Below are 14,193 nucleotides of genomic sequence, written 5' to 3' on the forward strand. Positions count from 1 at the left end.
GGGATACTTATGGAGCGATTCTAAGACGATATCCCGATATCTGTCAGCCTTTCGAATCCGTTCTTTCGCCTGGTCTCTTGCCTTGGCAAAGCCATCAGGCTCCATATCCCAATACTTCAGTACCGTCTTGTAATCTATCCCAAGCCGACGGCTTACCTGGGACTTGTTTAGTTTGTTTCGTTTCAGTTCCTGAATCTTCTCGTAGATCATCCAATCTTTCACCTTTCTTATCACCTCCGAGGATGAGTATATCCCCAAAGGCGTGATCTATGGAAAATTAAGTGCCGAAACTATGGAAAATTAAATGCCGTCAGCTATGGAAAATAGTATACCGTTTACAGGATTCCGCATTTTTGTTCGATACAGATTAAATTGTGCCGACAGTGTTGGCACATTCTCTAGAAAATCTTGTACCTTAGCCCTCAAGAATCTGAATCTGTCTAAGCATAGCAAGAGCAGACTGCTTTGCCTTATCAGTCTTCAGATTATTTAGAATCTCTATTGCTCTATCACCTATTGGGATTTCGCATTCAGCTATACAAATCATCTAATGTTATCAATGATACCTTCTCAGCATCAGCATTCTCAACAACCCACTTAGAAAAGCCTGACAAAGAAAAATACATATACTGAACTTCCTCGAATTTTCTATCAATGAGTCCCTTTCTGTTCATCAGGTCTTCATAAACTGGCTTATCTATCTGTTCATTTTTGAACTTGCACTCTCCAAGAATTGCCTTCTTTCCAATTTCATCAATTCCAACAACATCAATATCCGTTGGAATACGATCATGTCCCATACCCCACCATTTTCCTACATTTGTAGTCATACATTTCAGCCTTCCATCTAGCCCGTGTGAAAGAACGTAATATCTACACATATCTTCAAAAATCTCACCCATGAAATCATGCAAATTGTTCTTCACGTATGTATTATAGTAAACTTCTCCGCGGTTCATCTCGATGGCCGCACGCCCCTTAGGTATGAATTTATACCAAAACCGATACATGCCATCAACGATTTCATAGTTAACCTTCTTTTTGTTCTTTTCATCTGTTATGGCGGAAACTTTTGCCAAAACTCCAACTGTAGTAAGATTCTTTATAGTATATGAAACCGCAGCGGTCGACTCATGTACTTTGTCAGCAATTTCATTTACTTTATTTGCTCCACCTGAGCACGCCTCAATCACTGTATTATATGTGTTAACCGTTCGAAACTCTTGCATAAGCAAATTGTATGGTTCTTCATAGAGGTAACCGGATGGTTTAAAAAAATTATTAATTAGATTATCATCTAACGAAACAGAGTCATCAAAAAGTGTTAAGTATTTTGCGACTCCTCCAGTTACACCAAATACAACAGCCTTTTCCTCATTATTGTATTTAGGCACGAATTTAGCAGAATCTAGATAATCAAATGGTTTTAAAAAAATTTGATTATCACGTCTGCCAAACAGTGGGCTCTTTTCACTCAAGATCTTTTTTTCCATAAAACTAATTGCAGAGCCACTAATAATAAGATATATATTTTTCTTACTAAGAATTGAATCAATCGCACCTTGAAATCTTGATAGAAAAGACTCGTCCACTTCGGCAATATATGGAATTTCATCCAAAGCGATTACAGTTTTTTCATCCTTACAACTATTACCTACAAACTTAAAGAAGCCTTCCAAATCCGAAAACTCTACACCTTCCATCTCTGGTACGATATCAGAAATGAATTGTGCACTCCACTTTTTAACATTATCTTCTAAGCTAGATTTTGCTGCTATATAATATGACGCTCTCTTATCCTTAATAAATTCTGTGATAAGGGTAGATTTACCTATACGTCTGCGACCATAAATAACAGTCATTTGGAAACCTGGCTGATTATATGTTTCCTCCAGCACACTCATTTCATGTTCTCTTCCTATAAACATACTTATTTCTCCCGCTAATCATTATCTTTACTAAAACCACTTTTATCAAAATATGTTTTATTAAAAATAATTTTAGCATAGTATTCATAAATGTCAATGTATGTTTTAAAAAGTGAGGGTAGCTATTCCCTCCTTGCAAGCCTCTCGCCCAAACGAAATGCTTCTTCCAAATCTACTAGAAACTGCCTTTCCCAGATAGCTTTGCTCGAAGTAAGCTTTCGGTGCATTCATGGTTAGGATAATCCCAACATTTACTTTGCCTTTGAAGTAATTAGAGTAATCACAAGTGAGATTCTCCACAAAGATCTTCAGCTCTATGAGCATCTCTTTTTCTGAAAGTGATGTAAACTCTCCTCTCTCTGCCTCCTCAAGAAGTTGATTTGATCACTTATCATTCCTCAAGTAAAACTGCATATGAGAATATGGATATCCGCACTCCGAATAAAAAGGATACTTCTTTTTTAAATCCTCATAACCTTCTACCTTATATGTAATCCTGTTATCCTTTAAAAACTTAATGACCGTCTCCAATTTTTCAAAGCTCATCTCAATCGAAAACCCTTCAATGAGCTTGGTGCGCATCTGAAGAGAGTTCATTTCAAAATCCTTAGCCATCATAACGATAGTATCTTTTACCGGCAATTCGGATTGCGGTGCAATTACTATCAAAACCTTTTTGTTGAATACCAGATCAAGTTCACACGGCGTATTAAGGTCTACTCCTATCGTATAAGTGCATTCCGTACATACCATATGTGGTGTGCCAAATTCGCTCTGCTTCCAGACCAGAGTTTTCCTTCCACACCCCGGGCATTTTTCTACTTCAACTAGATTATGGCGAAGCTTATATACAATGCACTCTTCGCAGCCGTTCATCATATGTACCTCAATCATATATACTTCTTAATATGGTTATATATATTCAGCCCCTTATTCTGACCATACTTTGCTATAACCGTTCTATATGTCTGCTGTTTACCATTCTTCCAATCTTTGCAAATGAATCCTCCTTTGCCAAACCAATTTCAATTGCAACACGATCTGTCAGTGTCATCTGACCTTTGTTATAATCTTTATTACTCTTCATATCTGCTCCTATCCGCAGAGAGTAATCGACATATTTTTAATATAACAAAAGCCGGAATAAACTGATATTATTGCGAAAGTAAATGTGTAGATTTTTTTCAAAAATTTTCAAATGACCCAACATTTAAATTCGCAATTAACGGCGGCTACTAACCATATAATCTCACATTAGGTGTCCGATAAAAATACCCACAACTTATGTAAATCTGGCCAGAATATGATTTAATAGATCTAAACCATGACCAAACCACGGAAACAGCACAATTTAAGATAAAATGCACAAAAAAAGGAATCGGTAAAAACGCCGATTCCCATTTTCATTTAAGAACATATACTATCAATAATTATTTCTTTTGCAACACACTTCCTGCCACAATTTCTACAGATTTTTCCATTAACGAAAACAGATCTTAATTCTTTATCATTATGGTAAAAAATCTCAATCCGATTGCTTTGTGTTGTTCGCTTACCACACTTTAGACAGTTCTTACTCTCACACTTATCATCCCAGAATCTTATATTATTAAATGCTTTTACATCCGAAAGAACCCAATCAGTCATAGGATCTGTTTTTCTTCCCAAAATACTCTCCGCAATAATCATTCTATACTTATCAACCGGAGATACCATATCCGTTGTCTTTATATAAGGCTTAACTAAATGAAGCGCCGCATGATGTTGTTCTCTTCCCATATTTGCCACCTCCAAGAACAAAAAAAATCTCCAAATAATAGCTACTCATTTTTAATTAATGTTACCTCATATCATTGTCGACTCTGATTATCTTTATGATGTAATTATATCGCATTTCTTATTTATATTGCAACAGTCTAGGTTACGTTTCGTAACCATCCATTTCGCACAAGCTCAAAGAGTATTATTTAACCCCTTGTGGGAAACATCAAGATATTCTTTTATGTTAAACATCTGCCGCTGGCCATCCTCGTCAGTCATTCTGACTCGAAGTGGAATGATAGTGCCATCTACAGAATGTTGACAGATTACATCCACTTTCTGTGGTGCTTTACGATTCACACTCATATTCATCATATTTTACTCCTAAACCACCTTAATATTCCCGATTAGGCGTAGGTTTACCGTGTCCGTAATAGACCGTTCTGCCGCCAAGCTTTCTTAGTTTCTCAGCACTCTTCCTGATTGCATCTAAATTGTTATATAGATGTCCGACTCCAGGTCTTATCCAGTTATCCAGCTCATCACCTACGAAAAGATGCTTTCCTTCCACATCTACTCCGATTGAACCTCGCGTATGTCCCGGAAGTTCTATGATCTTTGCATTTATTCCATACGATGACAGATCATCACCATCAGATAAATATATGAGTTTTTCAGGACGTTCAACTTTAGTATTCTTTAGGACCTTTAACGACATTCCAAGTACACCCCACCCAACAAGACCATATGATTTTAATGGCTGTTTATTAAAACTCTCAAACAGTTCTTCATCCAGTTTATTAATGGCCACAGGAATATTATACTTCCTTGAAAGTTCAGCAGCATTCTCCGCATGGTCAAAATGCACATGAGTAAGCACAATAAGCTTCATCTCAAATTTGTCGCATTCACTGATCACCTTATCAAGATTCCTTTTACTTGCGGTATCGATCAATATCGCCTTATTTCCCTCAGCTACTATATAACAGTTATCTGTACCACCCTTTATCCTTTTAACACTTATCATAATCTAACTCTCCCTTTCACGCCATGACAGGTCATGGTCTCAATCTTATCGGCAAATACTTTATTTACCATTTTCGCAAGATACTTAAGCTCAGATACATCAGGTGCCACAGCTGTTGCATGAATGCGGTTTTCTCCGGTCATAAGGTAGATCTCGGTGAAACTCATCCTTCCGTTATCACGTAACAGTCTTAAAATGTCCTTATTTGTATCATCCATAAGTACCCTCCGTATATCAGTGTCGACTCTGATAATACGATTATACAATCTATGATTTGAAGAATGCAATAGCACGGGTTACGGATGGTAACATGGCTGATTTTTCCGCTCTTATAGCCCCCTCACACGCCATTATTTCAGCAATAACAATCATTGTAATAATTCTGCGCATTCTTTTTCTTCATAATCAGCTTTTTCTGTCAATTTAATTATCACCACGGTGGTACCTTATCCGTCGTATATATAAGTAGCAGGAAAATCAAAATAATCCGCAAAAAAACGATTAGAAGATTATTGATGGAAGGATAAATGGAAAGGAGGCATTTACACTCGATAATCTTTAAAGGAACTATTAACGAGATCGACAAACGGCTTAAATACGAGCTTTATTGTTGATATCCACTAAAAAATAAGAGAGGTAAAAAAAATGAAATTAGAAAACATAATAACACCTAAGCGCATCGAAGCCATTGAAGAAGGCACTGGATTCACCTATAGTTATGATGAATGGGACGAGATTGGCGATTACTATCTGTTTCGTTTTGACGTCGTTTCGATGGATGTGTCTGATGACATTTTTAAAATAAACGTTAAACGCTGCAATGAATACTTGCAGCCTGTTTTGAGACTTTTTCCTGACGAAGATAGTGAGGATCTGACGTTTTATCTATATTCTGTAGAGATTTTTCGGGAGGGTGAATTAGTAGTGGAAGCTGATGAGGATGGATATTCTTATCTTGATGATGAAGAACACGATTCCTATAAGGAAATTCTCCATTTCTTTATTTATGGAGGGGTTTGTTCTAATCGGGACAAGGCCGCTTACTTGGACGGCTACATTGATGCTGATTACGTCGATCTGGCTCCCAACCACACATCTGAGACTTTTGATGCAGAGACAGCGGCTAGATTGTTCCTTGATGACTTGAAAAAGGCTCTAGGCGATCTTATCGACATTAAGCCTGTGATTATCATGGACGACTCAGAAGAATAAGGGGATTGGGGACTACGTCCTCAACAAACAGAAAAGACTCATAATGTGCGATTTATAAATGCATATTATGAGTCTTTTCGTTGCTTGCAAAAACCAGTGGCTCTAGGATTAAAAGCTTCCATATTAATAAACGCAGTAACAGTCACTGTAGGTGAATACTTATTGCATTCAATGAAAGCTGTTTTAAAATCATAGTCACATAATAATCCTTCTCCACAATTGGTATAGGAATAGACAACTCATTTGATACAGCGTTTACAATAGCTATAAATTGCTCTCTATCTTTATGCAATAGCATATACTACTCCTGTCTCATACAAATTCTTGTATACCTTTGTAGGATACAAGCTGATGTATGCATCAATTACTTTTTTTGTGATATTTTCATCTTTAATAATCTGAACCAACCTAGCCGGAATATCCTCAACAGATCCGTCCATATATTTGTCAAAGTCTACCAAAAAATCCAGAAATTGTAAAACTCTGTAGTTTTCTTCAGTAATGACGGTTCTTGGCTTTCTAAGTAAAAATTTCTGCCCCTTTATTTCAATTTCTCGAACCTTAGCACTGGCCTCATTCGAAACTATTTCTTGAACATACGGAACCTGTAGAGAAAGCCCCATTTGATTGGCAAATGTAAATCCAGCATAGTACCCACGCACCTTACCTCGCTGACTAACGTACTTACATCTTGCAACAGTACTAGCTGATATTGGTACTAATCCTTTTAACTTCGATTTCCCTGGTAGATAATAGATTCCAGCATCATATCGGCAAAGCTTTCCTGCATCTACTAGCCCCTTCAGCTTTGGACGTAACGAATTACCAGGAATACCTAAATCTATATCTGATGTAAAAATCGGTTCATAGGCTTTATAATTTTCAATCAAATAATCATATAGCATAAGTGCACCTCAACGCATTTTGACCATTTATGTTAATAATCGTTTATAAATGTAGTATAACGCCTTTTAACTATTAGTGTCAAGATTCGTTTTGGACATCTTACCACATTGGAATCAGCTCTATCTGAATGTGATAATAAGGGCACATATTCAAGTTTTGGAGGAGCAATACGAGAACATAATCGAAGATTCTATAGAAATCTGTTAAAATCGATTATCAAAATGCTTATCGAAACAGAAGCTGACAGACAGGAAGGATTTAGAATATCCACTTTCTTCTTCATCAGGGGAATTATTATCGCAACAGCATCAATTAGCATTCTGTATTGCTTTGGTACAGCAATCTGATACTCTGAAATGGTCATATCTTATCATTAAACTTGTATACTGTGAAATGAATTTAAAGTTCCTCAACATTTTTCCAAACTATTTTTATCCATCAGAAAATCATAAATGCTCATCGTGACTATCCCTTTTTCATCTCTTGAAATCTTCACAACGTCTCGAACCAAAACAATCTTTTTGAAGGAATCATCTACATTATTCAAAGATTCCTTTTCTTGTTTTTCTTTCTCTTGATCTGGAATTTGGAATGCAGACTGAATATAGTAACGTTGGCTTCCCATATTAGCTACAAAATCTATTTCAAGCTTTCTCTTTTCCTGTTTCCCCTCCGAGTTCCGCTTTCTTGTTTCCACCACACCAACATCAACCGCATATCCTCTCGATAGCAGTTCATTATATACAACATTTTCCATCAAATGCGTTTCTTCTACTTGACGAAATCCAAGTCTGGCATTTCTAAGACCAATGTCCTCATAGTAGTATTTAAGTGGTGTTCCGATGTACTTTCTACCTTTAACATCATATCTATTTGCTTCATTTATTATAAAAGCATCCTTTAGATATCCTAAATACTGAACAACAGTATTTCTGGATATTGTCGATTTCAATACACTTTTAAAAGTTGCTTCGATCTTCGTTGGATTTGTAAGCGAACCTACTGCCGAAGCAAGTACATTCAACAGAGTTTCCAATTCCTCCGTCTTCTCAATACCATTATGTTCAATGATATCACTTATATATGTTTTCTCGAAAAGATCCGTCAGATACTTAATCTTTTGCTGATCTGTGCGCATTCCCCAAACAAGTGGAAGACCGCCATAAGTAACATATTCTGCCCATCCATGATAAATATCACCCTTATAGTTCTGCATTGCCTCTTGAAAAGTCAACGGATAAACATGAATCTCGTCTCCTCGCCCTCTAAACTCTGTAAGAACATCACTTGACAAAAACCTTGAATTGCTTCCCGTTACATAGATATCTAAATTCTTTATATGAAGCAGCGAATTAAGGACTTCCTCAAAATCTTCAAGCATTTGTACTTCATCAAGAAGAACGTAATATTCTCCCTTATCTGTAATATGTTCTTTTATATAGTCAAGTAAATCATCTGGATCACGATACTTTGAATTCTCTTTTTTATCAAATTCCATCTCGATGATGTGTTCTTCATCCAAACCTTCACTTATCAAATATTCTTTGAAAATAGAAAAAATAAGATAGGACTTTCCACTTCTTCTAATTCCAGTAACAACTTTAATCATACCGTTATGCATACGGTCTTTTAAATCATTCAAATATTTATCTCTCTTTATTTCCATCTGACACCTCTGACAATTTTGGACTCAATAGTCTGTTTTTGTCATTATATCATATAAAAAAGATATAGCAATGATTATTTTGATAATTCCGGACTCATGTGACCATTTTTATCAAATACATCCCGGTGAATTCTTTTACCTTGGTTACCGGTAATACCTTCATCAATATATCTATCAATAAGAAATGAATCTTTAAGGTAATCTATATATTTGATTATGGTTTCTTTGCTTATAGTCTTGTTCTTAACACTTTTAAATATCGCAGATAACTTGCTTGGATTCGTAAGCGATCCAATTGCTGAGGATAAAATGTTCAGAAGTTTATTGAATCTTCCCACAGTATTTCTTTTTGATTTTTATTCACTACCCGGCTTTCCTCCTCTTGGTGGTTCTCCATCCGGCTTTTCTCCACCACTGTGTCCGCTGCCTTCGCTTACATTAGCCTCTACCGCTGCACCTGAACTAGATGTACCGCTTGTATATTCCTTGCCATCTACATATAATTTGTATCCGTTTAAGTCTATAGATTCAGCATCACAGGTAAGACTTGATATATATGAATCTCCGGTAAGTTTCCATACCGCATCTCCACTAAGCTCAACATATACATCTCCTGCTGCACCACAACTATTAATTGAACCGTTAAATGTTGATGAGTCTGCGAGATAAAGATTTAGGGTTGAAACATCATCAACAATTATATTTTCATCTATCACTTGATTCTTAGCATTCAGAGTTACATTTCCACCATTAGTACCCTCATTTCCCCAGCCTGCTGCTTCAGCTCTGAGGAATATCCCATTTGCATCTTCATTTGTAATATCAACACTATCCAGATCAATCGTTGCTACAGTATTATTTACAAAGAATATATCACCATTCTTATTGATTAGAGAACCGCCATTCATAGCAAAGCTTGCTGTTCCTTCATCTGCATCTCCGGACATAGACTGGTATATCATTACTGCCTGATAGTAATCTGATTTATCGCTGTTCTTAGTGTTATTATCGGCTGTGAGCGCTACATTATTTAATGTTACTGAGTTCTGACCTTCAACAACTACTCCCTGAGAAGCTGTTGAGGTAAGCGTCGCATCATTTACTGTAATATCAGCTGTTGAATATATAACTGGTGATCCTGTTCCATTAGTTGTATAACTTCCCTTAGTCACATTTACGGTTCCGCCACCTCTGTCAGACCTTATAGCTGCAGATGAATTTCCGTCTGTGAGAATCGTGAGGTTAGTTGCATTCATAGTACCTCCACCAGTTGTCATGAGACCACCTGAGCAATTATTCTTAGTATAAATATAAGAATCAGAGATATTTACAGTAGTTCCTTCACCGTAAGAAAAGACTCCATTTGCATGTGTTCCATCAGTATCTACCGTAATTTCATCAAGGGTTAAGGTTGCTCCATTTGTTGCAAAGATAGCCGCATTCTCTCCATAAAAGTCAGCCTCGTCACCATCAGCCTCCCCGGTTTTGGTAACAGCGATGTTTGAGTATTCTGCTGTCTCTCCATCAGCCTCTATAGCATGACCACCATCTGAGGAATCTTCATAAGTTTGACTAATCTGAACATCTTCCTTTTTAATGAAGCTTGTACTATCTGATACTTCTTCCGAATCATTGGAACTTGTATCCTTCTTTTCTGTCTCTTCCTCTGTTTGTTCAGCCTGTTCTCTTGATTCATCCTCGGTCTCTGCCTCTGTGACTGCCTGTACAGACTCCTGCGTACTATTTCCTACTTCTGAATTATTCCCGCATCCGGATAACCCGATAACCAATCCAGTTGTAAGTAGAATTGAGTATAATCTCATAAAGTGTTTATTCTTTGTTCTCATAAAATCAGCTCCTTTCTGAACTTAAACCAATATATTTTTATCAGATTAAGTACATTATAAAGCTATAACCTTAAACGAATCTTAAAAAATAATCTTTTTTATACTTCAACAGCCATATGCTTCTTTCTTGAAATCTTCTCTGTTTTAAGACTCTTTAGAGTTTTTGTTATGAAATAAATCGCTATCATAAATGCCAATATATCTGATAACGGCATGGAATAAAGCACTCCATCCAGTCCTGTTTTCTCCCACTAATTATTTTCTTTACTAAAACTACTTTTATCAAAATATGTTTTAGTAAAAATGTTTTTAGCATAGTATCCATAGCTGTCAATGTATGTTTTAAAAAGTGAGGGTAGCTATTCCCTCCTTGCAAGCCTCTCGCCCAAACGAAATGCTTCTTCCAAATCTACTGGGAACTACCTAACTCTTTCAACTTCTTCAGCTCTTCCACCGTCTTGTTTCTGATATCAGTTAGGAGAATATGATAAGTAAAACTGCATATGAGAATATGGATATCCGCACTCCGAATAAAATGGATACTTCTTTTTTAAATCCTCATAACCTTCTACCTTATATGTAATCCTGTTATCCTTTAAAAACTTAATGACCGTCTCCAATTTTTCAAAGCTCATTTCAATCGAAAACCCTTCAATGAGCTTGGTGCGCATCTGAAGAGAGTTCATTTCAAAATCCTTAGCCATCGTAACGATAGTATCTTTTACCGGCAATTCGGCTTGCGGTGCAATTACTATCAAAACCTTTTTGTTGAATACCGGATCAAGTTCACACGGCGTATTAAGGTCTACTCCTATCGTATAAGTGCATTCCGTACACACCATATGTGGTGTGCCAAATTCGCTCTGCTTCCAGATCAGAGTTTTCCTTCCACACCCTGGGCATTTTTCTACTTCAACTAGATTATGGCGAAGCTTATATACAATGCACTCTTCGCAGCCATTCATCATATGTACCTCAATCATATATACTTCTTAATATGGTTATATATATTCAGCCCCTTATTCTGAATTATCCCGAATTCAGGATAATACTGACAATGGTGTCGAGTTTAAGGATGCTGAAAGTATTGAATAATCTTCTGGATTTGTATATCCATTCACCCAATCAACTATACTATCCTCACTCAAAGACATATACGGGAATAGGAAGTTCGTTTGATAAATTAGCATTTTCCTCTTCCTTCTTTTCCAAATATTCGTTCAAGAAAAGATCATATGCTTTTCCTCTCTCGTACTCGTTTGAAGATATTCTAAAATTAGTACCTAATCCGGTATATAACGACTCACCACGCAAAATATTAATGGCAAACTTATGTATTGTTGAGATATTTGCACGATCTATATCCTCGACGTATTTTAGATATCTTTCATATCCTGTGAGGACAAAATAATTTACAAACATCTGCTTTAATCTTTTTTCATATTGATTGCAGCATCATTTGTAAATGTAACCATAGCCACTTCATCAGCTATGTTCATTACTGGTTCATCCTGCTTATTGCACAAAAAGGCTATTCTAGAAACCATTGAATATGTCTTGCCAGTTCCCGCTCGTGTCAAGACTATGACATAATTTTTTTTACAGTAACCTTATCCCTTTTGTTTGCAAAAAAGTCTTTACAGCCCTATAAATCACTGGTACCCCTGCCGTCACGCCTGCAACTGCAATATCACCACCTTTGTCTTTAACGTAATCCCATATAGGATGTTTATCATCAATTTGCTCTTGTATTATTTTCATAATCTCTTTTTCAACTATCACCCCATCTTCTCCTGAAGCAAAAAGGGCTCGTAATATTTCAAGCTGCTGTTCGTCATTTTCAAGTTGTTTTTTCAACAATTGAATATATTCATTTTGATTATCTATAACCGTTTTGAGTTGACTATTTGTCTCATACGTGTTCGCGGCAGTCTCTTCAAGTGCCCTTATTTCTCTCTGCCTACTCTCACAAGCTTCTTGAACAATTCTCATTCTCTCTCGATTCATCTCATCCATTTGTCTTTGCACCGTGCTCGCCATATTATAAGTCGTACTTAGATCCAAGTTTATTTTTGGCATTTCTATAGGCTTCATTTGGGACATATTATCGTTCACGTAAAATCCTCCTGATTAACCAGTATTCTTTGCGATTTAGTATTATCTCAGCCTTAAAGCAGGCTGTAAAAGAAGATTATCTACCATCGGATGATAAAGTTCTTTGTTATCTGACTTAGATATTGTTGTAATCTTGTTACCTGCATCCTTACTGGACGCTCCACAATGATAAATCTTTTCCGTCCGCGCCTTATAATCGAGGATAATATATCTATCATGGAACTTTCCGCCTGTTCGTTGAAATGACAGCTTCACATTCGGATATTCTGCCTGAAAAGCCTGAAGCTCTGACAAGCGAAGGATATTCATCAAATTGTCGCTGAAAATGATGATATCCACGTTTGCAGGAACGCTTTTCAGCATCAGCAACGTTTTGGGACCGATGTAGTTATCCACTATGTACAGTTTCTTTTTGGCCTTGCTGTATATATCCGCATATGCAGCATCCGCCTCAAACGTTTGCCCTGCATAAATAACATACTCAATACCCTTATCCGGTAGCGAAAAACTCTGAATTACTTTGGTCAGATCATCCTTTGTAACCATTGCATCCTTAATCTCGCTGATTTCCCTGGTATTTTCCGAAATCTGCAAAGATAGGCTTGCAATATTCGCAGAATCAGACAGTAATGGATCATGGCTCAGATAATCCTTCATTTGCTTAAACGTTCTTATTAAAGCCTTACTCTGTCGAGTCGCCAATTCTCCATTTAACACAGTCATAAGCATGTAGATACCGGTTTCGGTAAATACATACGGCTCATATCTGCTTTTGGGGTTTATGTTTGCGGTAAAAAATTTTGACCGCAAATCAGCAGTTTCCTCTGCTGTTAGCTGAAATCGAAAATCATCCTCGAATTTCTCAATATTATTCTTCACCTGTTGATTAAAGGCTTTCGTTGTGTAACCATAGATTTCTGCCAGATCCGCCGCCAGCATCACACGCTGACCTCTGACCATGTATATCTTTGCCTTAAGCGTTTCAACTGTTATCTCCACTGGAATCAGTTCATTCTTCTGATCGTTCATATGCATGTCCTTTCTGATCTGAAACTGCATAAAATCGTTCCAAACCATTTTATCTTTTTGTTTGCGGTAAAAAATTTTGACCGCAAAATCACTCTTCCCTCTTCACATATTTCAGCTCAATATCATATCCAAGAGCTTCCAACATCTTAACGTAAGTATTATTCACAATTCCCTCATCCCGTCTAATCAGCTTATTCACATATGATGCCGGTGTACCAATCCTTTCAGCAAGCTTAGCCTGTGTCAGCTGTTCCTCTGCACATTTCACCTTGATATCAACCTCAATATTATTCTTTACCATCCGAATCGCCCTATATCCTATAATAAAATTATGTGATTTGTATAAGATACACTACCACAACAAAGCCCTTAGGTAAATAGCAACCCGAGAGTCCCGTTTGTACTCCAAGAATCCCATTTTGTAAATGAGATTCCTGTTTTGTAAGCGAGATTCCCCTTTTGTAAACGAAAATCCCGTTTTGTAATCGAGATTCCCGAGTTTTCATATTTACCTTGACATGATATAATGCGTTCAGCAGAAAAAAGTGTATAAGAAACCAGAGATCAATTCCCTCTCGAAATTTTTGTATTCGGAGAATCCATCCCTGTGTGGATAGTTTGAAGTTGGTTCCTCTGGCGGCTTAAGCAAGTTTTTCTGTTACTTTTTGAGAAGTTTCGGCTTTAAGACGATGTTCTCGGCGG

Annotated in this window: 19 protein-coding genes; 1 reads left to right on the plus strand and 18 read right to left on the minus strand. The window is 36.8% G+C overall.

Features of this window, described 5'->3' with window-relative positions:
* From B5D25_RS13075 to B5D25_RS12135, 8 genes are all read right to left on the minus strand, one after another.
* The coding region (locus B5D25_RS13075; RefSeq protein ID WP_341465073.1) for an integrase at nt 1-210 on the minus strand (210 nt) is incomplete at its 3' end.
* A gap of 205 nt (nt 211-415) precedes the next feature.
* Nucleotides 416-547, minus strand: a complete 132-nt coding sequence (locus B5D25_RS13215; RefSeq protein ID WP_278286126.1) for a hypothetical protein — start codon at nt 545-547, stop codon at nt 416-418.
* Nucleotides 531-1,928, minus strand: coding sequence for an ATP-binding protein (locus tag B5D25_RS12105; RefSeq protein ID WP_078788225.1), 1,398 nt, complete (start codon nt 1,926-1,928; stop codon nt 531-533). The genes B5D25_RS13215 and B5D25_RS12105 overlap by 17 nt, the downstream gene beginning before the upstream one ends.
* Nucleotides 1,929-2,312: 384 nt before the next feature.
* Complete coding sequence (locus B5D25_RS12115; RefSeq protein WP_143000690.1) at nt 2,313-2,822, minus strand: hypothetical protein; 510 nt, start codon at nt 2,820-2,822, stop codon at nt 2,313-2,315.
* A 55-nt stretch (nt 2,823-2,877) separates the two neighbouring features.
* Complete coding sequence (locus tag B5D25_RS12780) at nt 2,878-3,015, minus strand: helix-turn-helix domain-containing protein (protein WP_143000691.1); 138 nt, start codon at nt 3,013-3,015, stop codon at nt 2,878-2,880.
* 320 nt (nt 3,016-3,335) lie between these two features.
* Nucleotides 3,336-3,707 carry a hypothetical protein gene (locus B5D25_RS12120; protein ID WP_078788228.1) on the minus strand — a complete coding sequence of 124 codons (372 nt, stop codon included), beginning with the start codon at nt 3,705-3,707 and terminating at the stop codon, nt 3,336-3,338.
* A gap of 376 nt (nt 3,708-4,083) precedes the next feature.
* Nucleotides 4,084-4,716, minus strand: a complete 633-nt coding sequence (locus B5D25_RS12130) for an MBL fold metallo-hydrolase (protein WP_078788230.1) — start codon at nt 4,714-4,716, stop codon at nt 4,084-4,086.
* A complete protein-coding gene (locus tag B5D25_RS12135; RefSeq protein ID WP_078788231.1) occupies nt 4,713-4,934 on the minus strand; it encodes a winged helix-turn-helix transcriptional regulator in 222 nt (73 codons plus the stop codon). The genes B5D25_RS12130 and B5D25_RS12135 overlap by 4 nt, the downstream gene beginning before the upstream one ends.
* A 427-nt stretch (nt 4,935-5,361) precedes the next feature.
* Between B5D25_RS12135 and B5D25_RS12140 the strand changes: the two genes are divergently transcribed.
* Nucleotides 5,362-5,928, plus strand: coding sequence for a hypothetical protein (locus B5D25_RS12140; RefSeq protein ID WP_078788232.1), 567 nt, complete (start codon nt 5,362-5,364; stop codon nt 5,926-5,928).
* 284 nt (nt 5,929-6,212) lie between these two features.
* On the opposite strand, the gene B5D25_RS12145 is transcribed toward B5D25_RS12140, so the two are convergent.
* The 10 genes from B5D25_RS12145 to B5D25_RS12185 all read right to left on the minus strand — a co-directional run bounded on the left by B5D25_RS12145 (nt 6,213) and on the right by B5D25_RS12185 (nt 13,792).
* On the minus strand, nt 6,213-6,833 hold the full coding sequence (locus tag B5D25_RS12145; RefSeq protein ID WP_078788233.1) for a DUF6088 family protein: 621 nt from the start codon (nt 6,831-6,833) through the stop codon (nt 6,213-6,215).
* 410 nt (nt 6,834-7,243) lie between these two features.
* Nucleotides 7,244-8,500, minus strand: a complete 1,257-nt coding sequence (locus B5D25_RS12150; RefSeq protein WP_078788234.1) for an ATP-binding protein — start codon at nt 8,498-8,500, stop codon at nt 7,244-7,246.
* A 74-nt stretch (nt 8,501-8,574) separates the two neighbouring features.
* Nucleotides 8,575-8,838, minus strand: a complete 264-nt coding sequence (locus B5D25_RS13265; RefSeq protein WP_341443646.1) for a hypothetical protein — start codon at nt 8,836-8,838, stop codon at nt 8,575-8,577.
* Nucleotides 8,839-8,856: 18 nt separating this feature from the next.
* Nucleotides 8,857-10,347, minus strand: coding sequence for a hypothetical protein (locus tag B5D25_RS12160; RefSeq protein ID WP_078788235.1), 1,491 nt, complete (start codon nt 10,345-10,347; stop codon nt 8,857-8,859).
* A gap of 470 nt (nt 10,348-10,817) precedes the next feature.
* Nucleotides 10,818-11,330, minus strand: coding sequence for a hypothetical protein (locus B5D25_RS12165; protein ID WP_143000692.1), 513 nt, complete (start codon nt 11,328-11,330; stop codon nt 10,818-10,820).
* A 157-nt stretch (nt 11,331-11,487) separates the two neighbouring features.
* Nucleotides 11,488-11,769, minus strand: a complete 282-nt coding sequence (locus B5D25_RS12170; RefSeq protein WP_278286128.1) for a UvrD-helicase domain-containing protein — start codon at nt 11,767-11,769, stop codon at nt 11,488-11,490.
* A 5-nt stretch (nt 11,770-11,774) separates the two neighbouring features.
* Nucleotides 11,775-11,894, minus strand: coding sequence for a hypothetical protein (locus B5D25_RS13220; protein WP_278286129.1), 120 nt, complete (start codon nt 11,892-11,894; stop codon nt 11,775-11,777).
* Nucleotides 11,895-11,946: 52 nt separating this feature from the next.
* Nucleotides 11,947-12,462, minus strand: coding sequence for a hypothetical protein (locus tag B5D25_RS12175; protein WP_078788237.1), 516 nt, complete (start codon nt 12,460-12,462; stop codon nt 11,947-11,949).
* Nucleotides 12,463-12,504: 42 nt separating this feature from the next.
* Complete coding sequence (locus B5D25_RS12180) at nt 12,505-13,491, minus strand: ORF6N domain-containing protein (protein WP_078788238.1); 987 nt, start codon at nt 13,489-13,491, stop codon at nt 12,505-12,507.
* An 88-nt stretch (nt 13,492-13,579) separates the two neighbouring features.
* Nucleotides 13,580-13,792 (minus strand): helix-turn-helix domain-containing protein, encoded by a 213-nt coding sequence (locus tag B5D25_RS12185; protein WP_027427807.1) that lies wholly within the window; start codon nt 13,790-13,792, stop codon nt 13,580-13,582.
* Nucleotides 13,793-14,193: the final 401 nt, after the last annotated feature.

It is taken from the genome of Eubacterium ruminantium (assembly GCF_900167085.1).
GTDB lineage: Bacteria > Bacillota > Clostridia > Lachnospirales > Lachnospiraceae > Eubacterium_Q > Eubacterium_Q ruminantium.